Below are 25,491 nucleotides of genomic sequence, written 5' to 3'. Positions count from 1 at the left end.
CGTGTCCGACACGACGGTGACCGCACCCGGACCGCAGGTGTCCGAACAGGACGGTCGGCGCCCGCGCGGCCTGGGGCGCTACCTCGCGGGCAAGCTGGGTGGCGGTGTGGTGAGCCTGTTCGGCGTGGCGGTGCTCGGGTTCTTCCTGTTCCGCGTGCTGCCCGGTGATCCGGCCAGGGCGATGACCCGCGGCGCGCCGGTCAGCCCCGAGCAGCTGGCCGCGCTGCGCGCGCGGCTCGGGCTGGACCAGCCGCTGTGGAAGCAGTTCCTCGACTTCCTCGGTGCCCTGGTGCGGGGCGACTTCGGCACCTCCTACACCTACAGCCGTCCGGTGACCGACCTGGTCGCCGAGCGGATCGGTCCGACGCTGCTGCTGGTCGGGACCGCGACCGTGCTCGCGATGGTGCTCGGGATGTGGAGCGGGGCGCGGGCGGCGTGGCGGCACGGCGGTGCCTTCGACAAGGCGTCCACATCGGTCGCGCTGACGCTGTGGTCGGTGCCGACGTTCTGGCTCGGGCTCATCGCGCTGATGGTGTTCGGCGTCGGCGTGGGGCCGATCCCCGGGCTGTTCCCGGTCGGCGGGATCTCCTCGCCGGACGTCCCGCCGGGCGTGCTGCCGCACGTGCTGGACGTGGCGCACCACCTGGTGCTGCCCGCACTGACCATGGTCGCGGTGATCTACGCCGAGTACGTGATGGTGATGCGCTCGTCGCTGTTGGAGGAGATGGGTGCGGACTACCTGACCACCGCGCGGGCCAAGGGACTGCGCGAGGACCTGGTGCGGCGGCGGCACGCGGTGCCCAACGCGATGCTGCCGACCGTGACGCTGATCTTCATGCGGCTGGGCATGGTCGTGGCCGGGGCGATCACCGTGGAGACGGTGTTCTCCTGGCCGGGCCTGGGGCTGCTCACCTACGAGGCGTTGCGGGTGCCGGATCTGCCGCTGTTGCAGGGAACGTTCATCGTGCTGGCGGGGAGTGTGATCGTGATGAACGTGCTGGCCGACATGTGCTACCGGCTGCTCGACCCGCGGGTGCGTGCGTCGTGACGGCCACGGCCGGGCGGATCGCCTGGGAGCGGCGCAGGGCGACCGCGGGCGAGGCGTGGCGCGTCTTCCGCGCCGACCGCGGCGGCCTGGCCGGGCTCGCGCTGCTCGTCGTCATCGCGGTCCTCGCGCTGCTCGCCCCGGTGCTGACCGACTCGGCGGGGCTGGACGTCACGCGGGCCACCGGGCATCCGTTGGAGGCGCCGAACTCGGGATTCTGGCTGGGCACCGACGAATCCGGTCGGTCGGTGCTGCTGCTGACCTGGTGGGGAGCGCGGGTGTCGCTGGTGGTGGGGCTGTCCGCGGCCCTGCTGTCGGTGGTGATCGGGACCGTGGTGGGCGTGCTCGCCGCGCACTTCGGCGGGTGGACCGCCCGGCTGCTGATGCGCGTCACCGACTTCTTCCTGGTGCTGCCATCGCTGGTGCTCGCCATCGCACTGTCCACTGTGCTCTCCCGCGGGCTGGCGACGATCGTGCTGGCGATCGGCGTGACGGCGTGGCCCGCGACCGCCCGGCTGGTGCGCGCGCAGGCCCTGACCGTCGAGGCCCGGCCCTACATCGAGCGGGCCACCGCGCTGGGTGCCGGGCACCGGCACATCATCGGGCGGCACGTGCTGCCCGCCGTGCTGCCGCTGGTGTTCGCCAACACCACGTTGCAGGTCGGCAGCGCGATCATCGCCGAGTCCACGCTGTCGTTCCTCGGCCTCGGTGACCCGAGCCGGGTGTCGTGGGGCGCCATGCTCAAGTCCGCGATGGACACCGGTGCGGTCACCGGTGGCGCCTGGTGGTACCTGCTGCCGCCCGGGCTGGGGATCGTGCTCGTCGTGCTCGGTTTCACGCTGTGCGGGCGGGCGTTGGAAGCGGTGTTCAATCCGAGGCTCCGGGGGCGGCGGTGAGTCCGATCCTGCAACTCCGCGACGTGTCGATCACCTATCCCGGCACCGCCGAACCGGCGGTGCGCGAGGTGGACCTGAGCCTGTCCGAGGGCGAAACCCTCGGGCTGGCGGGCGAATCCGGCTGCGGCAAGACCAGCCTGGCGATGTCGGTGCTGCGGCTGCTGCCGCGCGCCGCCCGCGTCGACGGCGAGATCCTGCTCGACGGGCAGGACGTGCGGCGGATGACGTTCGGGCAGCTGCGCGCGGCCCGGTGGGCGAGCGCGTCGGTGGTGTTCCAGGGCGCGATGCACGCGCTGAACCCGGTGCGCAGCATCGGCGCGCAGATCGCCGAGCCGATCAAGCTGCACGCGGGCGCGCGCGGCGATCTGCGGGAGCGGGTCGCCGAGCTGCTCGAACAGGTCGAGCTGCCCGCGTCCCGCGCCGACGCCTACCCGCACGAGCTCTCCGGCGGGCAGAAGCAGCGGGTCATGATCGCGATGGCGCTGGCGTGCGAGCCGCGGCTGGTGATCGCCGACGAACCCACCACCGCGCTCGACGTGGTGGTGCAGTCCCAGATCCTGCGGCTGATGGGCCGGTTGGTCGCCGAGCGGGGCATCGCGCTGCTGATGATCAGCCACGACCTGTCGGTGCTGTCGGCCAGCTGCGCGCGGTTGGCGGTGATGCGCGAGGGGCGGATCGTCGAGAGCGGGCCGGCGCGGCAGGTGATGACCGAACCCCGGCACGAGCACAGCCGGGCGTTGGCGAGCGCCTTCCCGACCGTGGGCGACCCCCGGTTCCGCTACGTCGAGCAGTCCGCGCCCGGGCGTCCGCTGCTGGAGGCCGAGGACGTGTCGGTGGACTTCGCCGGGCGGGGGCGGACGGTGCACGCGGTGCGCGGGGTCGACCTCCAGGTCGCGGAGAACGAGATCGTCGCGCTGGTCGGCCAGTCCGGGTCCGGCAAGACGACGCTCGCGCGGACCCTGCTCGGCCTGCAACGACCCACCTCCGGGGTGGTGCGCTACGACGGAGTTCCGCTGCCCACCGGCAGCGCCGGGTTGCGCGACTACCGGCGGCAGGTGCAGCTCGTGCTCCAGGACCCGACCGGGGCGCTCAACCCGCGCCACACCGCGTACGAGGCGGTGGCCGAGGGGTTGCGGATCCACGGCCTGGCCGACGACGAACGGGGACGCGTCGCCGCCGCGCTGGAGGCAGCCGAGCTGCGCCCGGCGGAGAAGTACTTCGCGCGCCTGCCGCACGAACTCTCCGGTGGCCAGCGGCAGCGCGTGGTGATCGCCGGGGCCATGGTGCTCGAACCGCGCGTGCTGGTCGCCGACGAGCCGGTGGCCTCGCTGGACGCCACGGTGCGCGGCGAGATCCTGTCCCTGCTGCTGCGGCTGCGCGTCGCGCGCGGACTGTCCACTTTGGTCATCACGCACGATCTGGGGCTGGCGTGGAACATCGCCGACCGGGTCGCGGTGATGTACCGGGGCGAGATCGTGGAACTCGGTGACGTCGAACAGGTCCTGCTCGACCCGCAGCACGACTACACCCGGACGCTGCTGGCGGCCGTGCCCTCCATCGAGCGCCGGGTGGTGTAGCCGCGGTCAGTCCAGGCTGTCCACCACGGCCGGCTTGCCCGGCCGGTCCGCGCGGACGACGTGGTCGGCGACCCGCTCCGGGCCGACCTCGGCGGCGTAGCGGTCGTAGGCGGGCAGCGTCCAGCGGTCCTCGTCCGGGGTCAGGCGGCGCAGCGCGGCGCCCGGGAGCCACAGGTGGACCGCCAGGTCGAAGGGGAGGCCGGCGCCCAGCAGCAGCGGACCGTCCACAATGGCCACTCCGCGTTCCGGGAGGCGGACCCGCGGCAGGCGCGGGGAGCGGTCCGCGGCGGCGTCCCACAGCGCGGGCAGCACCTCGCCGCTGCCGCCGGCCGCCAACGGGTCCAGCACCTCGCGGCGCAGCCCGTCGAAGTCGAACCACTCCCGGTAGAACGAGTCCGGGTCCCGGCGGCCGTGTTCCAGCCGCAGCGAAGCGGGGCGCAGGTAGTCCGCCGTCCGCACCCGGACCGCCTCCCGGCCGCGCAGCCGCAGCGGTTCCACGAGCCCGTCGGCGAAACCGCCGGTGTCCGCCGCCGGTGCGCCGTCGACCGCCACCCGCACCCACCGGCCCGCGACCGCGTCGATGCGCTCCGCCACTTCCCCGAGCAGTCGTTCCGGCGTGACGGGGCGAACCCGCATGTGTCCTCCTCCAGGCTCACCCGCCCAGGAACGCGCGCAGGTGGTCCAGCACCTCCTCGGGGCGCTCCTCGGGCAGGAAGTGTCCGCAGTCGGCGATCTCCGCGCCGGTGACGTCCTCGGCGTAGGAGCGCCAGATGTCCAGCACGGGCAGCCGGGCGGGCAGGCCCGCCGAACCCCACAGTGCCAGCACCGGCATGGTCAGCTTGCGCCCGGCGTCGGCGTCCGCGTCGTCGTGCTCGGCGTCGACCGGGGCCGCGCGGTAGTCGTCGAAGCCCGCGCGCAGCGCGCCGGGGGCGGAGAAGGCGCGCACGTACTCGTCGACCGCGGCGGCGTCCAGGCCGTGCCGGTTGACCGTCCAGTGCTCGAAGAAGTAGCCGAGGTAGCCCGCGACGTCCGCGCCCGCCAGGCGTTCCGGCAGGTCGGGTTGCAGGTGGAACGTCCAGTGCCAGTAGGCGGTGGCGGTCGTGGTGTCCCAGCGCCGCCACATCTCCCGGGTGGGCACGATGTCGAGCAGCGCCAGCCGGTCGATCTGGCTCGGCCGGTCGAGTCCCCAGCGGTGCGCCACCCGCGCGCCCCGGTCGTGCCCGACGACGGTGACCGAGTCGAACCCGAGGTGGTCGACCAGGGCCGCCACGTCGGCGGCCATCGTGCGCTTGTCGTAGCCGCCGGTGGGTCGGTCGGTGTTGCCGTACCCGCGCATGTCCGGCGCGATCACGGTGTGCGTGCGCGCGAGCTCCGGCAGCACCTTCCGCCAGCACGCCGACGTCTGCGGCCAGCCGTGCAACAGCACGAGCCCGGGGCCGTCCCCGGCTCGCCGGTAGTGGAATCGGAGTCCGTTGACGACGGCGACCTCGGTGTCCGGCATTCGCCCTCCTCTAACCATCTGAGACGGTTAGGATGGTAGTCGTGGCGGAGCAGCGCGGCGACTGGGTGTGGGACGGCGGCCGGCCCTGCCTGGACCTGGTCAACACGGTCCGCGACCGGTGGTGCGGCGGCCGCGAGCTGCTGTCGGGACCGGCCGAGCTGGCCGCGTGGCTGCGCGCGGTCGGGCTGCTCGACACCGCGAACCCGACCCCGGCGCAGGTCGGCGCCGCGCGGCGGCTGCGCGAGGCGGTCGACCGGGCCGCGCGCGCCCGGGCGCACGGACGGGCGGTCGCCGCCGACGACGTCCGGCGGATCAACCGGGTGGCGTGCTGGGTGCACCGCGCTCCGCCGCAGCTGCGCGCGCGCCCGGACGGGTCGGTGGTGCGCTGGTCGCCGCCTCCCGCCGATCCCGTGCGGGCGGCGCTGGGCGCTCTGGCCGCGGACGCGGTCGATCTGCTGGTCGCCGAGCCGTTTCCGCGCGTGGCCGTGTGCTCCTCCCCGCGGTGCGGCATCCGGTTCCTCGACGCCTCCCCGGCGGCCAACCGGCGGTGGTGCTCGATGGCGCGCTGCGGGAACCGCAGCAAGGCGCGGCAGCACTACGCCCGGAGCAAGGACCGCTGACCCGGTTCCGGGGCCTGGGGGAGGGTTCGGAGGTGCGCTGCGCGGCGGTGCCGGTTGCGGGACCGCTCACCGACGGAGAAAGCGGCTCCCGCCGCTGGTGGCAGCGGCCCTAGCGCAGCGCCGGTCGTGACACGGTCAGGGTTCCGGCGTCGGCGTCGAGTTCGGCGGCGACGCCGAGGGGAACGGTGCGCTGTGCCTCGCAGTGGCCGAAACCGAGTTCCCACAGGACCGGGATGCCCAGGTCGCCGAGGCGGTCGTGCAACGCGGCGCGGACGGCCTCGGGCGGGCCGCAGTCCGTCCAGGACCCCAGGGCGACGCCGGCCGCGCGGTCGAACCACCCGGCGCGTCGCAGCTGCGTGACGAACTGGTCGAGGCGGTAGGGCTTTTCGGTGACGTCCTCCAGCAGCGCGATGCCCTGCTGCGGGGGTTCCGGGGCGTCGCGGGCGGACAGCGAGGCCACCACGATGCTCAGGTTGCCGCCGTAGGTGACGCCCCGGGCGCGCCCCGGCACCAGGGCGTCCGCCGCGGGAGCGCTCAGGACCGCGACCGATTCCGGTTCGAACAGGGTGCGCCGCAGGTGTTCCCGGGCGGCGGGGTCGCGGACGAACGCCTCGGTGCCGGGCATCGGGGCGAACAGGGTCGCGACGTCCAGCCGCGCGGTGAACGCGTCGTGCAGGGCGGTGATGTCGCTGGAACCCGCGAACACCTTGGGCCGCGCGGCGGCCATCCGGGTCCAGTCCAGGTGGTCGAGCACGCGGAGGCTGCCGTAGCCGCCGCGAGCGCACAGCACCGCCGCGACGTCCGGGTCGCACCACGCCCGTTGCAGGTCGGCGGCGCGGTCGGCGTCGGCGCCCGCGAGGTACTCCAGCCGCGGGTGGCGTTGCCGCACGTGTTCGCCGACTTCGACCCGCAGGCCCCAGGAACGCAGCTGGTCGACCCCGGCGTCGAGGAGGTCCTCGGGGACCGGGCCGGCCGGGGCGACCACGGCCACGGCGTCGCCGGGGCGCAGCCGGTGCGGGCGACGGCATTCGCGCATGGGACCTCCCGGGGTGATCTCGACCCCGGCGAGACTATCGACGCCGTGATCTGTTCGCGATGGGCGAACAGATCCGGGATCGGTCGCGGGCGACAATCACCGAGCGCACCGGCGTGCGGAGGGGTCCGGTTCGCGTTGGTGATGAACGAAACGGGGGCCAGCCGCGCACGGCGAGACCCAGGTGGCCTAGTGTCGAGGGTGTCATGGCTCGTGTCATCCACGTCTTCCGCCAGCCCGACCGGTTCGTCGCAGGGACCGTCGGGGAGCCCGGCGAACGCACGTTCTACCTCCAGGCGACCGAGGACGTCCGGACGGTGAGCGTCCAGTTGGAGAAGCAACAGGTGTCGGTGCTCGCCGAACGCATCGGGGCGCTGCTGGAGGAGGTGCAGCGCCGGTTCAACACCGAGCTGCCCGCCGAACCGCCCGAGGAGCTCGTCGACACCGACCCGTTGGACGTCCCGGTCGAGGAGGAGTTCCGGGTCGGCACGATGGGACTGGGCTGGGACGCCGAAACCGAGGCGGTGGTGGTCGAACTCCTGGCCGTGACCGAGGAGGAGATCGACGAGTCCGTCGTGCTCGACGACACCGAGGAAGGCCCCGACGCGCTGCGCGTGTTCCTCACCCCGGCGCACGCGCGGGCCTTCGCGGAGCGGGCCGAGCGCGTCATCAACGCCGGCCGCAAGCCGTGCCCGCTGTGCGCCGAACCGCTCGACCCGGCCGGGCACATCTGCCCGCGCCAGAACGGCTACCGCCGCTCGGAAGAGGTCTAGCCGGCCGTGCTCGCCGGGGACAGCGCCAGCGAGTTACTCCGCCACGGGCGGCTCGACGTGCAGGGCCGCCTCGTGGAGGCGTCCAACGCCACGCTGTTCTGCGCCATCGAGGTCGACGGCATGTCGGCCGAGTGCGTGTACAAGCCGGTGCGCGGGGAGCGCCCGCTGTGGGACTTCCCGGACGGCACGCTCGCGGGCCGCGAGGTGGCCTCCTACCTGGTCTCCGAAGCCCTGGGCTGGGGCCTGATCCCGCCGACGCTGCTGCGCGACGGTCCGTTCGGACCCGGCATGGTGCAGCTGTGGGTGGACACCGACGGCGACTCCGAGCTGGTGGACGTGGTGCCGCCGGACGAGGTCCCGGACGGCTGGTTGCCCGTGCTGCGCGCGCACGACCAGCGCGGCGACGCCGTGGTGCTCGCGCACGCCGACCACGAGCAGCTGCGGCGGCTCGCCGTGCTCGACGTCGTCATCAACAACGCCGACCGCAAGGGCGGGCACATCCTGCACGCGCCCGACGGGCGGGTGCTCGGCGTCGACCACGGGGTCAGCCTGAACACCGACGACAAGCTGCGCACCGTGCTGTGGGGCTGGATCGGCGACCGACTGCCGGACGAGGCCGTCGACCGGGTCAGCGAACTGCGGGCGCTGCTGGAGGGGCCGCTGGCCGCCGAGCTGGCCGAGCACATCACGCCCAAGGAGGTCCAGGCGATCAGCGCGCGCATCGACCGGCTGCTGGACGAGGGCGTGTTCCCGGAACCCTCGGGCGAGTGGCCCGCGATCCCGTGGCCCGCGTTCTGACGACTCGCGGTGCCGGGTGGTGGCGAGATCGCTCCCGGGTGCTGCCGCGTCCCCCGATCCTCGTGAGAAGTTGGGGGCCGTCCGGCCGGACCCGGGGCGCGCGAGGCAGGCTGGTGGGGTGCGAACCCTGTTGCGCAAGCGGATGATCCGGACGTCCTACGCGGACCGGTTGCAGGCTCCGCTGCCGACGTTCCGCGACGTCATGCGGCTGATGTGGACCGGCGGGATGCGGACCCGCACCGAGGACGCCGACCGGATCCCGGTGGTCCGGCGCGGTCTGGCTCCGGTGTCCGCTCGCGACACCGCGCTCACCTGGGTCGGGCACGCGACGTTCGTGGTGCGCATCGGCGGCGCCACGGTGCTCACCGATCCGGTGTGGTCGGCTCGGGTGCCCGGGGTGCCGCGGCGGTTGACGCCGCCCGGTGTGTCCTTCGGCGAGCTGCCCGGCGTCGACGCGGTGGTGATCAGCCACAACCACTACGACCACCTCGACGCGCCGACCGTGCTGCGGCTGCCGCGCGGCACGCCGGTGCTGGTCCCCGCCGGGCTCGGCCGGTGGTTCCGGCGGCGCGGGTTCACCGCCGTCGTCGAGCTGGACTGGTGGGAGTCGGCCGAGGTCGCCGGGCTGACGTTCGACTTCGCGCCCGCGCAGCACTGGAGCCGCCGGGGGCCGCGGGACACCTGCCGGAGCCTGTGGGGCAGCTGGGTCATCACCGGGCCGGACCGGCGGGTCTACCACGCCGGGGACTCCGGCTACGGCCCGCACTTCGCCGAGATCGGGCACCGCTACCCGGGCATCGACGTGGCGATGGTGCCGATCGGTGCGTACGCGCCGCGGTGGTTCATGAAGTCGGTGCACATGGATCCCGAGGAGGCGGTCCGGGCGGTCGGCGACCTCGGCGCGGCCCGCGCCGCGACCATGCACTGGGGGACGTTCGCGTTGACGCAGGAGCCGGTGACCGAACCGCTGGCGCGGGTCCGCAAGGCGTGGCGGGAGGCCGGTCGAGACCCCGACGACCTGTGGGACCTGGCCGTCGGCGAAACCCGCGTCGCGGCATGAGCGGGCCGATGGACCTGCGCCGCGACCCGGTCCCGCTGCGCGGGCGCGTGGCACTGGTGACCGGGGTGAGCCGTCGCCGCGGCATCGGGTACGCGATCGCGCGGCGGCTCGCCGCCTACGGGGCTTCGGTGTTCCTGCACCACTTCGCCGAGCACGACGCGGAACGGCCGTGGGGCGCCGACGACCTCGACGCGGTGGTGTCCGGGGTCGCCGAACAGCTGGTGTCCGGCGCGCGGGTGGCCCACATCGACGGGGATCTGACCGCCGACGGCGCGCCGGAACGCCTGGTGGACGCCGCCACGGGCGAGCTGGGCCACGTCGACGTGCTGGTCTGCAACCACGCCAGCAGCGGGCCGGACGGCGCGCTCGGGGAGCTCGACACCGCGGTGCTCGACGCGCACTGGGCGGTCAACGCGCGGTCGTCGATCCTGCTCGCGCAGGCTTTCGCCGCCCGGCACGACGGGCGGCCCGGGGGGCGCGTGGTGTTCCTGACCTCGGGGCAGGGGCTCGGGCCGATGCCGGGCGAGATCGCCTACGCGGCGTCGAAGGGCGCGCTGGCCGAGATCACCACCACGCTCGCCGACCAGCTCGCGCACGCGGGGATCACGCTCAACACCGTCAACCCCGGCCCGGTCGACACCGGCTACCTCGACGAGACCACCTGGGAGCACGTCGCGCCGATGTTCCCCTTCGGCCGGTACGGCGAACCCGACGACCCCGCGCGGCTGATCGCCTGGCTGGCCACCGACGAGGCCCGCTGGGTGACCGGTCAGGTGATCCACACCGAGGGTGGCTTCGGTCGCTGGCGCCCCCGGGCCTGAGCTTGTCTTCGAACCGGCTCTCGGAGCCGAGACGGCCGGTGAGTGCCTGTCTTCGGACTCGTTTCGGGTGGCGCACAACGAGTTCGAAGTCAGCGCGCGGTCACACCAGCGCTTGGTAGACGAGCTGGTGGAGCTGGGGGCGCAGCGGGTGGGTGCTGGAGGGCATCAGCTGCGTGAGGAAGACGACCGTGAGGTCCTCGACCGGGTCGACCCAGAACGCCGTGCTGGCCAGCCCGCCCCAGGAGAACTCGCCGGGAGAGCAGATCACCTTGGCCGCCACCGGGTCGTCCACCACCGCGAAGCCCAGGCCGAAGCCCTTGCCCGCGTTCGCCGCCTCGGAGAACGCGCCGAGCGCCAGGGTCTGCAGGTCGGCCCCGCCGGGCAGGTGGTTGCGGGTCATGTACTTCACCGTGCGGTCGCCGAGCAGGCGTTGCCCGTCGAGTTCGCCGCCGCGCAGCAGCATCTGCGTGAAGCGGTGGTAGTCGTGGGCGCTGGAGATCAGCCCGCCGCCGCCGGACGGGGCCTTCGGCGGCTCGAACGCCGCCTCGTGCAGCGCCGCGTGCCGCGGGTGCGGTGCCGCCCGGCCCGCCGCGTCCGCGACGTAGAGCGTGGCGAGGCGGTCGGCGTCGGCGCGGTCGATGCTGAAACCGGTGTCGCGCATGCCGAGCGGTTCGAACAGGCGGGTGCGGAAGAACTCGTCGAGCGGCAGCCCGGAGGCGATCTCCACGATCCGGCCGAGCACGTCGGTGGCGACCGAGTAGTTCCACGCCCGGCCCGGGTCGAACAGCAGCGGCATGTCCGCCCAGGCGTCGCAGCAGCCCTGCAGGTCCAGGTTGTCGGCCATGCCGTGCTCGAAGCCGGCGTGCCGGTAGAGCTCGTCGACCGGGTTGAGGTGGTTGAACGCGTAGGTCAGCCCGGAGGTGTGCGTGAGCAGGTGCCAGATGCGCATCTCCTCGACCGCCGGGCGGGTCTGCGGCTGCCGCGCCGGTCCGCCGGTGTAGACGCGCAGGTCGGCGAAGGACGGGATGAAGTTGCTGACCGGGTCGGTGAGCTCGAACGCGCCCTCCTCGTGCAGCATCATGATCGCCACCGAGGTGATCGGCTTGGTCATCGAGTAGATCCGGAACAGCGTGTCGGTGCGCACCGCGGCCCCCGAGGCGATGTCGCGCATGCCGCACGTGGACAGGTGCGCGATCTTGCCGTTGCGGGACACCAGCACCGCCCAGCCCGGCAGCTTCCCGGCCGTCACGTACTGCGCGAAGTGCCGGTCGATGCGCTGCAACCGGGACGGGTCCAGGCCGACCTCGCCGGGCTCCACCTCGATCTCCAACGGGCTCACGCGTCGCCTCCCGTGGTCCTGGTCCGCCGCAGGCGGACGTGTACAACCTCGACGCCTTTCTACTCCCCGGAACCCGGTGTGAATACCTTTCGGACGAGGGGGGCGTGCGTCGCCGCGCACCGGTAGCGTCGGAGGGGTGACGACGATCCCGACCCCACCACCCGGTCTGCCCCGCACCGCGGGGGAGCTGCGGGCCAGCGGCCACCTGCCGCGCAGCGTCAAGGCCGAGGTGCGCGCCAACCTGCTGACCGCGCTGCGCTGCGGGCAGTCCCTGTGGCCCGGCATCGTCGGCTTCGACCGGACGGTGCTGCCGCAGCTGGAGCGCGCCCTGATCGCCGGGCACGACGTGGTGCTGCTCGGCGAGCGCGGGCAGGGCAAGACCCGGCTGCTGCGCGGGCTGACCGAACTGCTCGACGAGTGGACCCCGGTGATCGAGGGCTCCGAGCTGGGCGAACACCCGCTCCAGCCGATCACCCCGGCATCGCGGCGGCGGGCCGCCGAACTCGGCGACGACCTGCCGGTGGCCTGGCGGCACCGCGACGAGCGCTACGTGGAGAAGCTGGCCACCCCGGACACCTCGGTCGGCGACCTGGTCGGCGACGTCGACCCGGTCAAGGTCGCCGAGGGCCGGTCGCTGGGCGACCCGGAAACCATCCACTTCGGACTCGTGCCGCGCGCGCACCGCGGCATCGTCACCGTCAACGAGCTGCCGGACCTGGCCGAACGCATCCAGGTCGCGCTGCTGAACGTGATGGAGGAGCGCGACATCCAGATCCGCGGGTACAGCCTGCGGCTGCCGCTGGACGTGCTGCTGGTCGCCACCGCGAACCCGGAGGACTACACCAACCGCGGCCGGATCATCACCCCGCTCAAGGACCGCTTCGGCGCCGAGATCCGCACCCACTACCCGCCGGACGTCGAGGACGAGATCTCGCTGGTGCGCCAGGAGGCCGAGCTGCCCGCCGAGGTCGGCGACCACCTGTTGGAGGTCATCGCGCGGTTCGTCGGCCACCTGCGGGACTCCAGCGCCGTGGACCAGCGCTCCGGGGTCTCCGCCCGGTTCGCCATCGCCGCCGCCGAGACCGTGTCGGCCGCCGCGCTGCACCGGGCCGCGGTGACCGGCGAGGACCCGGCGGTCGCGCGGCCGGTGGACCTGGAGGCGGTGCCCGCGGTGCTGCGCGGCAAGGTCGAGTTCGAGGCGGGCGAGGAGGGCCGCGAGGACGAGCTGCTGGGCTACCTGCTGCGCCGCTCGGTCGCCGACACCGCGCGCGGCCTGTTCGCCGGGCTGGACCTGCGGTCGCTGGCCGAGGCCGTCGCCGACGGGCACCCGGTCGCCACCGGCGAGCGGATCTCCGGCGGTGATGTGCTCACCGCGCTGCCGGAACTGCCCGTGCTGCACCAGGTCGCCGAACGGCTGGACGTGCGGCCCGGCGATCCGCCCGGCCGCATCGCCAGCGCGGTGGAGCTGGCCCTTGAGTCGTTGTACCTGGCCAAGAAACTGGCCAAGGACACCGAGGACGACAGGTCGGTGTACGGCTGATGAGCAGGCGGTTCCGGTACGGGGCGTGGCACGGCGGTTCCGACCCGCTGGAACCGCCGGTGGACCTGCGCGCGGCCCTGGACCAGATCGGCCGCGACGTCATGGAGGGCGCCTCGCCGCGTTCGGCGCTGGAGGAGCTGCTGCGCACCGGCACCGATGAGACGGCCGGGCTCGACGAGCTGACCCGCCGGTTGTGGCAGCGCCGGTCCGAACTCCAGCGGCGGCACCGGTTGGACGGCACGGTCTCCGAGGTCCGGCGGATGCTGGACCGCGCCCTGGAGCAGGAGCGGCTGGCGCTGGCCGCTGATCCGGGGGAGGACGCGCGGTTCCGCGAGCTGCAGCTGGACGCGCTGCCGCCGGACGTCGCCGGTCAGGTCTCGGAGCTGTCCGAGTACGACTGGCGTTCCTCCGACGCCCGGGAGATCTTCGACGAGATCCGGGACCTGCTCGGCCGGGAGTTCCTCGACCAGCGGTTCCAGGGCATGAAGGACGCCCTGCAGCAGACCACCTCCGAGGACGTCGAGCGGGTCCGGCGGATGCTGGACGACCTGTCCGACCTGCTGGCCGCGCACGCGCGCGGGGACGCCGACGTGCCGGAGCGGTTCGAGCGGTTCATGGCCGAGCACGGCGAGTTCTTCCCGGAGAACCCGCGCGACGTCGACGAACTCGTCGACGCCCTGGCCGCGCGGTCGGCCGCGGCGCAACGGCTGCTGAACTCGATGAGCGAGCAGCAGCGCTCGGAGCTGATGTCGTTGGCGCAGCAGGCTTTCGGCGACCCGCGGATCGGGCAGGCGTTGCAGCGCTTGGACCAGCAGTTGCGGTCGCTGCGGCCCGGCGAGGACTGGTCCGGACGGGCCCGGTTCCGCGGTGACCAACCGATGGGCCTGGGCGAGGCGACCGCGGCGATGGCCGAACTCGGCGAGCTGGACCAGCTGGCCGAGCAGCTCTCGCAGTCCTACCCGGGCGCGAGCCTGGAGGACATCGACCTGGAGGCGCTGGAGCGCCGGCTCGGCCCGCAGGCCGTGGTCGACGCCCGGCGGCTCGCCGAGATCGAACGGCAGCTGCGGCAGCAGGGCCTGCTGGAGCGCGCGCCGGATGGCAGCCTGCGGCTGAGTCCGCGCGCGATGCGGCGGCTCGGCGAGACGGCGCTGCGCTCGGTGATCTCCCAGCTGCGGTCCCGGCGCGGCGAGCGCGACGCCGACCGCGCCGGCGCGGCGGGGGAGCTGACCGGCACCACGCGGCCGTGGAGCTTCGGCGACTCCGAACCGTGGGACGCCCCGCGCACGGTGCGCAACGCCGTGCTGCGCCGTGCCGGGGAGGGCCCCGGCTCGCCGCTGCTGGACATCGAGGACCTGGAGGTCGCCGAGACCGAGCAGCGTTCGCGCGCGGCGGTGGCCCTGTGCGTCGACACGTCGTGGTCGATGGTGCAGGACGGCCGGTGGGTCCCGATGAAGCGCACCGCCCTCGCCCTGCACCACCTGGTGGCGACCCGGTTCCGCTCCGACGCCCTGCAACTGGTGACCTTCGGGCGCTATGCGTCCACTGTGGACGTGGCGGAGCTCGCCGCGCTGGAGGGGACCTGGGAGCAGGGCACGAACCTGCACCACGCGCTGCTGCTGGCCGGGCGCCACGTCCGGCGCAACCCGGACGCGCAACCGGTCGTGCTGGTGGTCACCGACGGCGAGCCCACCGCGCACCTGGAACCGGACGGCGAGGCGGTCTTCCAGTACCCGCCCACCCCGCACACCCTGTCGGTCACGCTGTCCGAAGTGGACTCGCTGCACCGCCTCGGGGCGACGCTGAGCGTGTTCATGCTCGGCGACGACCCCCGGCTGGCGGCGTTCGTCGACATCGTCGCCCGCCGCGGCGGAGGCCGCGTCATCGCACCGACGGCCGACGGCCTCGGCGCCGCCGTCGTCGGCGACTACCTCCGGACCAAGCGGCGGCGGTGAGAGCCTGTCTTCGAACTCCTTTTGAGTGGCGGCGCCGGGAGCGGAACCTCAGCGGCCCGCCCGTCACCCGACCACCCCCACGGAGGCGCTGACGCGCCGCTGTGCCCATCGGAGAACCCGCGGAAGTGTCGGTGGAGTTCCTTAAGACCCTGATGTCGGAGATGTAGCCGGAGGACGCCGTGTCCGCGCCAGTCTGGAGAAAGTCGAGCTACAGCGCCAACAACGGCGTGTGCGTCGAGGTCGCGTTCTCGGATCCTGCTTGGCGGAAGTCCAGCCACAGCGCCAACAACGGTGAGTGCGTCGAGGTCGCCCTGGGCGAACGTGCCGTCGGCGCGAGGGATTCGAAGGACGTCGAGGGTGGCGAGCTGTGGTTCTCCCAGCGTCGTTGGGGGAACTTCGTCGGAGCCGTGAAGGCCGGGCGGTTCGACCTCGGGTCGTGAACGCGCCGGCGGCCGGTGGGTGCCTGCCCACCGGCCGCCGGATGTCGCGTCACTGGTGGAAGAAGGTGTTGACCACCGCCTGGTTCTGGTTGACCCAGTTCTGGGCAGCCATGTCCTCCTGGCCCTTCGGCGCGGAGTTGATGGCGTTCTCCAACGACGCCAGCTGCTGATCGTTCAGCTTGAACTTCTTGACCATGTCGGTGATCTCCGGGAAGTCGTTGCTGAAGTTCCCGCGGCCGATGGCGTGGATCTGCTCCGGCTTGCCCATCGCCCCCTTCGGGTCCTGCAGGTCCTTGATGGGATACCGGGCGTAGGCCCAGTGCGGGTGCCACAGCGTCACCACGATCGGCCGGTGCTCGTTGATCGCCTTCTCCAGCGAGGCCAGCATCGCCGTGGTGGAGGACGTCTGCAGCGTGAACTCGCCGTTGAGGCCGTACGCCGGCATCACCGAATCCTTGACGGTCCGGGTCTCACCGGCGCCCGGGTCGATACCCGTGATCACGTGGTTGAACTGGGCACCCCTGCCCGGGAGGTCCGAGATGGAGTTGACGTCGGTCAGGTACTTGGGCACCGCCAGGTTCAGCGTGGCCTGGTCGTACCAGACACCCAGGTCCTCCAGCTTGTTGCCGTACTGCTTCCAGTAGTCGGCGTGGGTCTGCGGCAGCCAGCCGTCCAGGAACAGGTCGACGTTGCCCTGGGCGAGACCGGCGTACATCGGACCGGCTTCCAGTTCCTGGAGGTTGACGTGGTAGCCCTTCTTCTCCAACAGGACCTTGTAGAGGTGGGAGACCGCGATGTCCTCGTCCCAGGAGATGAAGCCGATGTTGATCGTCTTCGCCTGCTGCCCGGTCTGCGCCTGACGGCCACCGCAGCCGGCGAACACCAGCACCAGCGCCGCGAACGCGGCGAGCAGCGCGACCAGTCTTCGTGATCGGGTTCCGAATACCATTACCGACCTCACTTTCTCGTGCCACAACCGGCCGCTTCGGCCTTCACCCGGTTTTCGCGGCCTTGCGCTCCGCCCGTGCGACCGGCGAACGGTCCGTCAGCACAGCGGTGATGCGGTCCACGTAGACGGCGAGGATCACCACCGACAGGCCCGCCTCGAAGCCGAGGTTGAGCTGGACGCGGGTCACCGCCTGGTAGATGTCGGTGCCCAGCCCGGGAGCGCCGACCATGCCCGCGATGACCACCATCGACAGCGACAGCATGATCACCTGGTTGATCCCGGCCATGATCGACGGCATCGCCAGCGGCAGCTGGATTCCGGTGAGGATCTGCCGTTGCGGAGCGCCGAACGCCTCGCCCGCTTCGACCACCTCCTTGTCGACCTGTCGGATGCCGAGTTCGGTGAGGCGGACGCCCGGCGGCAGCGCGAAGATCACGGTCGCCACCACGCCCGGGACGGTGCCGATGTTGAAGAAGAAGATGACCGGGATCAGGTAGACGAACGCCGGCATCGTCTGCATCAGGTCCAGCACCGGTCGCACCGCCGCCGACACCGCGGGGCGGCGGGCCATCGAGATGCCCAGCGGAACACCGATGAGCACCGCCAGGACGCTGGCCACCAGCACCAGCGACAGGGTCTGCATCGTCTGGTTGAACTCCCGCATGCTCGCGATGAGCGCGAACCCGATCAGGCTGAACAACCCGAACTGCCAGCTGCGCAGCCACAGGGCCAGCGCGGCGAAGATCAGCACCATCGCCAGGTTCGGCAACCAGGTCAGCGCGTAGCTCAGGCCCGTCACCATCGAGTTCAGCACCAGGTAGATGACGTCGAACAGCGGGCCGACGTGGTCGTTGAGCCAGGTGACCACGGCCTGGAACCAGTTGCCCACCGGCACCCGCGGTAACTCGAACTGGGCGAGGTGCAGAACTGCCTCAGACATCGGACACACTCGCTTCCTTGACCGCGGCCGGAGCTCCCACCGACTCGGCGTGGGGCTCCCGGCTCAGCGCTTCGAACACCTTGCCCGGCGTGATGACGCCGACCAGCCGTTGCTCGTCGTCGATCACCGGCAGCGGTACCGGATGCCTGCTCATCCGCGCGAACAGCGCGTTCATCGGCGTCGAACCGTCCACCGGGTCGTCCACGGCGACCACCGCCTCGCGCACCACGCTGTGACCGTCGCGCAGCGCCTGCTCGCAGTCCGCGGCGCTGAGCATGCCGAGCAGCCGCCGACCGCCGTCGGAGACGAACAGCCGGTCGGTGTCGTGCCGGTGCATCATCGACAGCGCCTCGTCCGGGCTGACGTCGGCCTTGAGCGCGGTGCATTCCTCGCAGATCGAGGCCGCGGTCAGCACCCGGCTGCGGTCGACGTCCTGCACGAACCGGGCCACGTAGTCGTCGGCCGGTTCGTTGAGGATCTGCTCGGACGTGCCGATCTGCACGATGCGCCCGGCGCGCATGACCGCGATGCGGTCGCCGAGGCGCATCGCCTCGTTGAGGTCGTGGGTGATGAAGATGATCGTCTTGCCCAGCCGGGCGTTGAGGCTGAGCAGCTGGTCCTGCATCTCTCGTTTGATCAGCGGGTCCAGCGCGCTGAACGCCTCGTCCATCAGCAGCACGTCGGTCTGCGCGGCCAACGCGCGGGCCAGGCCGACGCGTTGGCGCATGCCGCCGGACAGCTGCTGCGGATAGCGGTGTTCCCAGCCCTCCAGCCCGACCATGGCCAGCGCTTCCCGGGCGTGCTTGTCGATCTCGGCGCTGTCCATGCCCTTGATCCGCAACCCGTACCCGGCGTTGTCGAGCACGGAGCGGTGCGGGAGCAGCGCGAAGTGCTGGAAGACCATGCTCATCCGCTGCTGGCGAATGTCCCGCAGCGCCTTCGGCGGCATCCCCGTGATTTCCTCGTCGTCGACGTAGACGCGCCCGGCGGACGGGGTGAGCAGGCCGTTGATCATCCGGATCAGCGTCGACTTCCCGGAACCGGACAGCCCCATGACGACGAACGTCTCGCCCTCGGTGACCGTAAAAGACGCGTCGACGACCGCGGCGGTCCCTCCCGCCACGCGGATTTCCTCCTGGTCGGCTCCCTGCTCCAAGCGGCGGACCATCTCGGCCGGTTGCGGCCCGAAGACCTTGTAGAGCCGTTCCACACGTACCGATGTCAACGATCGCCTCCAGCTGTTCTGCCGCGGATTCGGTGTGCGACACCGGCGGCTGCGAGAATTGCCGGACACCGTGAGCGCGGATTCGCTGCGGTGAGAAATGTGATCCCTGGTCTCGATGTGGTCGGGGATACTACTGCGAACCGGTGCGATGTCCAGTCCGGCCACTGCGTCGCCGAGTTCTCGCTATGCGGTCTGGACCATTCCCTCCAATTCGTTGTGACCTGCGCAGACAGCGCGCTTTAGGGAAAGGATCCCACTGATCCGCGCTGGTTGCGATATGCCAAAATGTGATCATCCGGCGCGCGGATGAAAACGTTTTTGTCCTGTTGTCAAGACCTTGCTGTCCGCAGTGGACAGCGATGATCTTGTGCCGGAAAAGCGGACGAGATCGCGACCGCGAATTCGGGTCCTCAGGCCGCGAGGTCGGCCCACACGCGGGCGGGTCCGCGGTGGCGGAAGCTTCCGCTCCACCGCACCTCGCCCACCAGCGCGGTGCCGGGGTAACGGCGCAGCAGCGCGGCGACACCGGCCGCCAGCAACCGGTAGCTCAGCGCGGTGGCCGGGCAGACGTGCTCACCGCGCCCGAAGGCCAGGTGCGGATTGGGATTGCGGGTCAGGTCGAGCCGGTCCGCATCGGCGAACTGCCGCGGATCCCGGTTCGCCGCCGCCAGCGACGGCAACACGGTCTGCCCGGCCCGGATGCGGGTGCCCGCGACGTCGACATCGGTGCGCGCGAACCGCGGAGCCGCGAAGCCCTGGGGCGAGTCGTGGCGCAGCGCCTCGGCGACCGCGACCTGGCGGGCCTCGGGGCTGTCGCGCAGCGCCGCGCGGTGCTCGGCATCGGCGAGCAGCCGCAGCAGGACGACGCCGAGCGCGTCGACGGTCGGCTCGGTGGGGACGAACAGGACGTAGAACACCTGCGCGGCCAGCTCGTCGGCGCTGAGCCGTCCGCTGCGGTGGGCGTCCTGCAGTTCCGCCAGGAGTCCCTGCCCGCGTTCGGTGGCGGCGGTGGTGATGATCTCGGCCATCCGCCCGAGCGTGTCGCGGGCCCGCACCGGCTCCGCGTCGTCCAGGCGGCGGGGAGCGCCGATCGTCTCGTGCACCCACTGCCCGAACGCCTCGTGTGCGATACCGGGCAGCGGGAGGACGGCGCGCACCGCCGCGAGCGCCAGCGGGACGGCGAGTTCGGCGACGAGGTCCACCCGCCGGTCCGGATCCAGGCCGGCGACGACGCGGTCGGCCTCGGCCTCCACGGCGGCCACCGACCGGTGCAGCCCCGGCCCGCTGAGCGGGCTGGAGATCAGCCGCCGCAGGCGGGAGTGCTGTTCGGCGTCCACGGCCAGCAGGTGCTCGCGCAGCGAGGCGGGCAGGTCGAACCCCGTCCAGTCACCGGACGTGCCGTGCGAGGGGTTCACCGACAGGCGCGTGTCGTCGCGCAGCAGCTCGCGGACGTCGGCGTAGCGGGTCACCACCCACACCGGAGGTCCGTCCGGCGTCCGCACCCGGGCGACGGGGCTCTCCTCCCGCAGCGCGGCCAGGGCCGGGTGCGGGTCCGACAGGTCGTCCGAGAGGGTTCGATCGAGCACGGCGTCACCTTGATCGGGTCGGGAGTCGGGTCAGGACCGCGGGAACCAGCGGGTGCGGCAGCCGCCACGCCCGCCCGATCTCGCACAGCGCCCGCAGTTCCGGGGCGAGCTGGTGGTCGGGGTGGCCCGGCGGGGTGCGCCACAGCAGCGCGCCGTGGGCCGCCATGTCCGCGGTCCGCGCCGGATCCTCGGCGTCGTCGGGCTGGTACTCGCGGATCATCGCCGTGTCCCCGAAGACCCGGCCGTCGGCGTGCGCGCGCAGCCCGGCCGCGATCCTGGCGGCCTCGACCGCGGCGTGCCGTTCCGGCCCGTCCAACCCCATCCGGTCGGCCTCTTCCCGGGCGAGGCGGTCGACGTCCGGGTCCAGGTGGGGCCGCAGGGCGCGCAGCAGGTCGTTGATGGTGATCAACCGCCGGTACAGCGGGGTGACCGCCGGGGTGTTGCCGGCCAGCGCCGGCGCCACGGTGCGCAACGCGGCGTGCAGCGGCCGCAGGTCCCGGAGCGCGCGCAACCGCAGCGTCCAGCGCGGCACCAGCGGAACGGACCAGCCCACCGCCATCGTCATCGCGCCGAGCGTGGCCAGCCCGGGGGCCAGCGCGGTGGACACCCAGGTGAGGTCGGCGCCGAGCCAGGCGGCGGCGACCTGGGTCGCTTTTCCGAGCGCGTAGCCCAACGCGATGACGCAGCCGACCGCGACCACCGCCAGCCCGGCCCGCAGCCAGGGCAGCTGGCTCGCCCGGCCGACGCGCCGGGACACCCGCGCGATGCGCACCAGCGCCGTCGAGTACGCCGACCACCAGACCAGCTGGAAGCACACCGCGACCGGGTCCAGGGCGTAGCGGGCGTCGAAATCCAGCGGGTGGGGGGCGTCGTGCACGTCGGCGACGGCGAACAGCACCGCCATGGCGGCCACGGCCACCGCGGTCAGCACCAGCTGGCGGCGGCTGGCGGCCTGCGCGCGCGGCCGGGGCAGTTCCAGCGCGTTGTGGCACACCAGGCACCCGCCGAGGCAGACGGTGACGCTGCCGTAGACCACGAGCGTGGCCAGGTTGCCGACGCCGCTGAACCGGTCGATCGCCAGGTAGCTGACCGGGATGGCGCTGATGAATCCCACCGCCAGGGTCAGGTGCGCCACGGCCAGGCCGACCACCCGCACGTCGCCCGGGTCCCGCAGCACGGCGCGGAATTTGGCGGCCACCACGGCCAGCATGAGCGCACCGGCCAGGGCGTAGCCCAGCGTGTACAGCACCGGGCCCCCTACCCGAGCAGGTCCTGGAACCGCTGGAGCGTGGTGGCGACCTCGGCGGGCACGTCCTGCGCCTCCTCGGCCGCTCGCCAGGACGCCAGCCGGACGTGGCACAGCGCCGCCAGCATCTCCGCCTCGACCTCGTGCCCGCGCTCGCACGTGGTCCGGGTCAGCATCTGCGCCAGCACTTCCTCGGGCAGCGTCGGGAACAGCTCCCGCAGGGCGCCGAGCGCGTCCGGTTCGGCCTTGCCCACGTGGCCCCACACCAGGTGCATGAGCTCGTGCAGCCACACGTGCCACCGGTGGCTGGTGCGCAGCTGCGCGTCGGAGACGACGAGCACCGCCTCCGCGGTGGTGAGCACCAGGCCGCTCGGCGCGGCCGCGGGCAGCTCCACCACGCCGAAGAAGATCGGCTTGCCCAGCCGCGCCTCCAGCGCTTCCCGCAGGTGCTCGACCCGGAACTGCCGGGGCAGGCCGAGCTTGCGCAGGGTGCGCCCAGCTCGCCAGCGCAGCACCGGCCGCGTCCACAACGCGGCGTGGTTGACCGCCATAGATCCGGAGTCTGCCGTCCCCCAGCGCGTGATCCTCATCCGCCCTGCCGCTCGTCGCCGTCCGAGCGCGACCGGAAAGCTTCCAGGACCGCCTTGATCGCCCCCGCGACCTGGTCGCGGGCCTCCGGCGCCACGTCGGCGGTGAGCTGGCGCAGCGCCACCTCGTGGACACCCAACGAACCCATCATGGCCGCGCGGTCCAGATCGGTGCCCTGGGGGCCGGGCAGCAGCGCGCTGGGGGAGACGCCGAAGAACCGGGCCAGCAGCTCGACCTCGGTCAGCCGGGGCACCGCGCGGCCGGTGAGCAGTTTCCACACCTGGGTGTGGCTGATCGAGTGCTCGGTGTTGGCGCGGATCCAGTCCGCGGCCTGCGCGGGTGTGTACGGCCGACCGGTCCGCGGGTTCGTCTGGTCGAACAGCTCCCGCAACCGGACGCGGAACACGTCCGCGAGGCTTTCGTCGGCCACCCCAGGGTCGTTCATGTTCTTGAGCCTAGGCACGCCCGTCGCCGACGTCACCGCCCCCCACCCGCGCACTTCCACGGTTATTGAGATAACCGCGATCAGATTTTCACAAGTGTTGATGTACGGTGGTCACGCGAACGGGCGGGGCGGTGGCCGTTGGTAGTCGTCGGCATCCGTTCGGTCCTCCGGTGCTGGGACCCGGAGGAGGACGACAGGGGCCCGGTGCCTGGGGGTCCGGGCCCCTGACCAACGCGGCCGTCCGCCGCGAGCAGCCGCGTCCCACGATGTGACACGGGCGATGTCGGAGGTGGCGGCGCTCGGGCGCACATCACGATTAAGGTCAGGGGCATGCAACCCTGGTCGTCGGTTCCCGTGCCCGAGGTGCCCGGAACACCCCGCCCCCTGCGCCTGTTCGACACCGCCACCGGCGAGGTCCGGCCCACCGAACCCGGGCGCGTCGCCCGCATGTACGTCTGCGGCATCACGCCGTACGACGCGACGCACCTGGGACACGCGGCGACGTACCTGGCGTTCGACCTGGTGCACCGGATGTGGCTGGACAACGGCCACCAGGTGCACTACGTGCAGAACGTCACCGACATCGACGATCCGCTGCTGGAGCGCGCCGACCGCGACAACGAGGACTGGATCGTGCTCGGCATGCGGGAGACCGCGCTGTTCCGGGAGGACATGGAAGCGCTGCGGGTGCTGCCCCCCGCGGACTTCGTGGGCGCCGTGGAGACCATCCCGGAGATCGTCGAGGCGGTCGGCAAGCTGCTGTCGTCCGGTGCGGCCTACCGCATCGACGACGAGTACCCCGACGTCTACTTCCGCCACCAAGCCACCGGCCGCTTCGGGTACGAGTCGAACTACGACGAGGCCACCATGCGGAAGTTCTTCGCCGAACGCGGTGGGGACCCGCAGCGCCCCGGCAAGGAGCACCCGCTGGACGCGCTGCTGTGGCGGGCCGCGCGGGACGGCGAGCCGTCCTGGGACTCCGAGCTCGGGCCCGGCCGCCCCGGCTGGCACCTGGAGTGCTCGGTCATCGCGTTGAACCGGCTGGGGCTGGGCTTCGACGTGCAGGGCGGCGGCTCCGACCTGATCTTCCCGCACCACGAGTTCAGCGCTGCCCACGCCGAGTCGCTCACCGGCGAGTTCCCGTTCGCCCGGCACTACTGCCACGCCGGGATGATCGGGCTGGACGGCGAGAAGATGTCCAAGTCCAAGGGGAACCTGGTGTTCGTCTCGCGACTGCGCGGCGACCGGGTGGACCCGATGGCGATCCGGCTGGCGCTGCTGGACGGCCACTACCGCACCGACCGGTCCTGGACCGCCGACGTGCTCACCGCGGGCGCGGCCCGGCTGGCGCGCTGGCGGCAGGCCGTCGCGCTGCCCGCCGGGCCGGCGGCCGAACCGGTCGTCGACCGGATCCGCGACCGCCTCGCCGACGACCTCGACACCGAGCAGGCGTTGCGCGCCGTCGACGCGTGGGTCGACGAGGCGCTGGCCGGATCCGGCACCGACGCCGACGCGCCGCAGGCGGTCCGCGCCACCGTCGACGCCCTGCTGGGCGTCGAGCTGTGAGACCCGCACATCCGCCCGCCGCGCCGACCGGTCGCGGCGGGCGGATGCCCGTGGACGCAAACCGCCCTGCGGGATAACGGTTTTCGGCACAGGTGCATGGACTTCCGAGTCCGGCTCTGGTTTGATCGCGCGAGGCTTCGTCGGTAGTCGCGAGGGGGATTCGGTGACGCGCGTCCGGGAGATGCTGGAGCGGTCCCGGCGAATCCTGCTCGACGGGCGCCCGCGCCCCGGCGCTCCGCCGCAGCAGCGCTCGCGGATCGCCGGACTCGTCGGCAGGGACACCGAATCCGACGTGCTCGCCGCGATCTGCGCCGATCTGACCGCGCGGGACCTGCGGATGCTCGACGAACTCCTGAACCGGTTGGAGGAATTGCAGGCGGGCGAACAGGATCCGGACATCCTGGCCCAGCTGTACCGGATCGACCACCTGGCCACCCGGTTGCGGCGCAACGGCGAGAACCTGCGGGTGCTCGCCGGGCGCGACGCGGCACCCGCGCAGGACGCCGCGGTCGCGCTGGTCGACGTGATCCGCGCGGCGCTGTCGTCGATCGAGCAGTACCCGCGCGTCGAACTGGGCTCGATCACGCGGCTCGGCGTGGTGGGACTGGCCGCCGACGACATCGGTCGGCTGCTGGCGGAATTGCTCGACAACGCCACGGCGTTCTCGCCGGAGTCCACTGTGGTCACCGTCAGCGCGCACCTGACCGAGCGGGGCAGCGTGATGGTGCGGGTGGAGGACGGCGGGGACGGCATGGCGGCGGAACGGCTGTCCGCGCTCAACCAACGGCTCGCCGCCGCGCCCGCGCTGGACCGCTTCGCCGCGCGCCACACCGGTTTCGAGGTCGTCCGCAGACTGGCGGGCAAGCACGGCGTCCGGGTGTGGCTGGCGAGGCGGGCGCCGCGGGGTGTGACGGCCTCGGTGCTGCTGCCGCCCGCCTTGTTGCAGGAGGCGGCCGGCAGACCGGCGCGGACCACCGCCGGGCTGCCCCGGCGGGTCCCGCGCGACCCGGACGCCGCGATCCGGTGGCCCAGCGCCGATCCCGCCCGCACCACCGACGAACGCCGGGCGGGGCACCGGACCCTGCTGGCCGATCTCGACGACTTCGCCGCCGGGCAGCAGGCGGCCCGCGAACGACCGCAGGAGGAGCGGTGAACGACGACGACATCGGCGGCCGGCTGGACGAGTTCACCGCCAACGCACCCGGCGTCACGCACGCCCTGGTGCTCTCCTCGGACGGGCTGGTGCTGGGCACGTCCTCCGCGGTGGACGCCGATCAGGCCGAGCAGCTGGCGGCCATCGCCAGCGGACTGCTCAGCCTGGGCCACCACGGGGCCGAGCTGTTCGACAAGGGCCGCTGCGAGCAGGTCATCCTGCGGCTGAGCCGCGGGTACCTGCTGTTCGTGGACATCACCGAGCGGGCCGGGCTGGCCGTGCTCACCGGGCACGGCGCCGATCTGCGGACGGTCGCCTACGAGATGACCGCGTTCGCCGACCGGACAGCCGAGCGGATCGCGCCGCAGGCGCGCGACGAGCACCGCCGTCCGGCCTGA

Annotated in this window: 25 protein-coding genes; 14 read left to right on the top strand and 11 right to left on the bottom strand. The window is 72.6% G+C overall.

The features are described 5' to 3' along the window. The first annotated feature begins 1 nt into the window (after position 1). The 3 genes from NV263_RS21815 to nikE are packed head-to-tail and all read left to right on the top strand — an operon-like array spanning position 2 to position 3,518. The gene (locus NV263_RS21815) at positions 2–1,048 is read left to right on the top strand and encodes an ABC transporter permease (protein ID WP_380759980.1); all 1,047 of its coding nucleotides are present in this window, start codon (positions 2–4) and stop codon (positions 1,046–1,048) included. Continuing rightward, entirely contained in the window at positions 1,045–1,941 is an 897-nt protein-coding gene (locus NV263_RS21810; RefSeq protein WP_263248469.1) for an ABC transporter permease, read from the top strand. The genes NV263_RS21815 and NV263_RS21810 overlap by 4 nt, the downstream gene beginning before the upstream one ends. Next, entirely contained in the window at positions 1,938–3,518 is a 1,581-nt protein-coding gene (gene nikE, locus NV263_RS21805) for a nickel ABC transporter ATP-binding protein NikE (RefSeq protein ID WP_263248468.1), read from the top strand. Before NV263_RS21810 ends, nikE begins: the two co-directional genes overlap by 4 nt. A 6-nt stretch (positions 3,519–3,524) precedes the next feature. Here the strand turns inward: nikE and NV263_RS21800 are convergent, their stop codons facing one another. Next, complete coding sequence (locus tag NV263_RS21800) at positions 3,525–4,154, bottom strand: nucleoside/nucleotide kinase family protein (protein ID WP_263248467.1); 630 nt, start codon at positions 4,152–4,154, stop codon at positions 3,525–3,527. 16 nt (positions 4,155–4,170) lie between these two features. Then, positions 4,171–5,019: an alpha/beta fold hydrolase gene (locus NV263_RS21795; protein WP_263248465.1), complete on the bottom strand. Its 849-nt coding sequence runs from the start codon at positions 5,017–5,019 to the stop codon at positions 4,171–4,173. Between the two features lie 41 nt (positions 5,020–5,060). Between NV263_RS21795 and NV263_RS21790 the strand changes: the two genes are divergently transcribed. Then, positions 5,061–5,639, top strand: a complete 579-nt coding sequence (locus NV263_RS21790) for a CGNR zinc finger domain-containing protein (RefSeq protein ID WP_263248463.1) — start codon at positions 5,061–5,063, stop codon at positions 5,637–5,639. 109 nt (positions 5,640–5,748) lie between these two features. Here the strand turns inward: NV263_RS21790 and NV263_RS21785 are convergent, their stop codons facing one another. Next, entirely contained in the window at positions 5,749–6,675 is a 927-nt protein-coding gene (locus NV263_RS21785; protein WP_263248462.1) for a S66 peptidase family protein, read from the bottom strand. Positions 6,676–6,878: 203 nt separating this feature from the next. On the opposite strand from NV263_RS21785, the gene NV263_RS21780 reads away from it, so the two are divergent. From NV263_RS21780 to NV263_RS21765, 4 genes are all read left to right on the top strand, one after another. Further along, positions 6,879–7,445, top strand: a complete 567-nt coding sequence (locus NV263_RS21780; protein WP_263248460.1) for a DUF3090 domain-containing protein — start codon at positions 6,879–6,881, stop codon at positions 7,443–7,445. 6 nt (positions 7,446–7,451) lie between these two features. Next, entirely contained in the window at positions 7,452–8,243 is a 792-nt protein-coding gene (locus NV263_RS21775) for an SCO1664 family protein (RefSeq protein ID WP_263248458.1), read from the top strand. Between the two features lie 118 nt (positions 8,244–8,361). After that, positions 8,362–9,303: an MBL fold metallo-hydrolase gene (locus NV263_RS21770; protein ID WP_263248457.1), complete on the top strand. Its 942-nt coding sequence runs from the start codon at positions 8,362–8,364 to the stop codon at positions 9,301–9,303. Continuing rightward, positions 9,300–10,124: an SDR family oxidoreductase gene (locus NV263_RS21765; protein WP_263248455.1), complete on the top strand. Its 825-nt coding sequence runs from the start codon at positions 9,300–9,302 to the stop codon at positions 10,122–10,124. Before NV263_RS21770 ends, NV263_RS21765 begins: the two co-directional genes overlap by 4 nt. A 100-nt stretch (positions 10,125–10,224) precedes the next feature. On the opposite strand, the gene NV263_RS21760 is transcribed toward NV263_RS21765, so the two are convergent. Beyond that, positions 10,225–11,463, bottom strand: a complete 1,239-nt coding sequence (locus tag NV263_RS21760; RefSeq protein WP_263248453.1) for a serine hydrolase domain-containing protein — start codon at positions 11,461–11,463, stop codon at positions 10,225–10,227. A gap of 145 nt (positions 11,464–11,608) precedes the next feature. On the opposite strand from NV263_RS21760, the gene NV263_RS21755 reads away from it, so the two are divergent. The 3 genes from NV263_RS21755 to NV263_RS21745 all read left to right on the top strand — a co-directional run bounded on the left by NV263_RS21755 (position 11,609) and on the right by NV263_RS21745 (position 15,395). Next, the gene (locus NV263_RS21755; RefSeq protein ID WP_380760008.1) at positions 11,609–13,003 is read left to right on the top strand and encodes an ATP-binding protein; all 1,395 of its coding nucleotides are present in this window, start codon (positions 11,609–11,611) and stop codon (positions 13,001–13,003) included. After that, the gene (locus tag NV263_RS21750; RefSeq protein ID WP_263248450.1) at positions 13,003–14,955 is read left to right on the top strand and encodes a vWA domain-containing protein; all 1,953 of its coding nucleotides are present in this window, start codon (positions 13,003–13,005) and stop codon (positions 14,953–14,955) included. Before NV263_RS21755 ends, NV263_RS21750 begins: the two co-directional genes overlap by 1 nt. Positions 14,956–15,134: 179 nt before the next feature. Beyond that, positions 15,135–15,395 (top strand): DUF397 domain-containing protein, encoded by a 261-nt coding sequence (locus NV263_RS21745; RefSeq protein ID WP_263248449.1) that lies wholly within the window; start codon positions 15,135–15,137, stop codon positions 15,393–15,395. Positions 15,396–15,444: 49 nt separating this feature from the next. Here NV263_RS21745 and NV263_RS21740 read toward each other — a convergent pair whose 3' ends face one another. The 7 genes from NV263_RS21740 to NV263_RS21710 form a co-directional block, all read right to left on the bottom strand. Further along, positions 15,445–16,344: a glycine betaine ABC transporter substrate-binding protein gene (locus tag NV263_RS21740; RefSeq protein ID WP_263248447.1), complete on the bottom strand. Its 900-nt coding sequence runs from the start codon at positions 16,342–16,344 to the stop codon at positions 15,445–15,447. 43 nt (positions 16,345–16,387) lie between these two features. Beyond that, the gene (locus NV263_RS21735) at positions 16,388–17,284 is read right to left on the bottom strand and encodes an ABC transporter permease (RefSeq protein ID WP_263248445.1); all 897 of its coding nucleotides are present in this window, start codon (positions 17,282–17,284) and stop codon (positions 16,388–16,390) included. Next, positions 17,277–18,494 carry a quaternary amine ABC transporter ATP-binding protein gene (locus NV263_RS21730; protein WP_263254297.1) on the bottom strand — a complete coding sequence of 406 codons (1,218 nt, stop codon included), beginning with the start codon at positions 18,492–18,494 and terminating at the stop codon, positions 17,277–17,279. Before NV263_RS21730 ends, NV263_RS21735 begins: the two co-directional genes overlap by 8 nt. A 425-nt stretch (positions 18,495–18,919) precedes the next feature. Continuing rightward, on the bottom strand, positions 18,920–20,095 hold the full coding sequence (locus NV263_RS21725; RefSeq protein ID WP_263248444.1) for a cytochrome P450: 1,176 nt from the start codon (positions 20,093–20,095) through the stop codon (positions 18,920–18,922). A gap of 4 nt (positions 20,096–20,099) precedes the next feature. Next, positions 20,100–21,344: an MAB_1171c family putative transporter gene (locus NV263_RS21720; RefSeq protein ID WP_263248442.1), complete on the bottom strand. Its 1,245-nt coding sequence runs from the start codon at positions 21,342–21,344 to the stop codon at positions 20,100–20,102. A gap of 8 nt (positions 21,345–21,352) precedes the next feature. Continuing rightward, positions 21,353–21,892, bottom strand: coding sequence for a hypothetical protein (locus NV263_RS21715; RefSeq protein ID WP_263248441.1), 540 nt, complete (start codon positions 21,890–21,892; stop codon positions 21,353–21,355). Between the two features lie 35 nt (positions 21,893–21,927). Next, positions 21,928–22,374, bottom strand: a complete 447-nt coding sequence (locus NV263_RS21710) for a helix-turn-helix domain-containing protein (RefSeq protein WP_263248439.1) — start codon at positions 22,372–22,374, stop codon at positions 21,928–21,930. 330 nt (positions 22,375–22,704) lie between these two features. Here NV263_RS21710 and mshC point away from each other — a divergent pair, with 330 nt between their 5' ends. From mshC to NV263_RS21695, 3 genes are all read left to right on the top strand, one after another. Continuing rightward, complete coding sequence (gene mshC, locus NV263_RS21705) at positions 22,705–23,940, top strand: cysteine--1-D-myo-inosityl 2-amino-2-deoxy-alpha-D-glucopyranoside ligase (protein ID WP_263248437.1); 1,236 nt, start codon at positions 22,705–22,707, stop codon at positions 23,938–23,940. Between the two features lie 163 nt (positions 23,941–24,103). Then, entirely contained in the window at positions 24,104–25,093 is a 990-nt protein-coding gene (locus tag NV263_RS21700) for a sensor histidine kinase (protein WP_263248435.1), read from the top strand. Beyond that, complete coding sequence (locus tag NV263_RS21695; protein WP_263248433.1) at positions 25,090–25,491, top strand: roadblock/LC7 domain-containing protein; 402 nt, start codon at positions 25,090–25,092, stop codon at positions 25,489–25,491. The genes NV263_RS21700 and NV263_RS21695 overlap by 4 nt, the downstream gene beginning before the upstream one ends.

The sequence above is a fragment of the Saccharopolyspora rosea genome (assembly GCF_025643595.1).
Taxonomy (GTDB): domain Bacteria; phylum Actinomycetota; class Actinomycetes; order Mycobacteriales; family Pseudonocardiaceae; genus Saccharopolyspora; species Saccharopolyspora rosea.
Note: the sequence above shows the minus strand (reverse complement) of the source record. Positions and strands in the feature narration are given on the sequence as shown.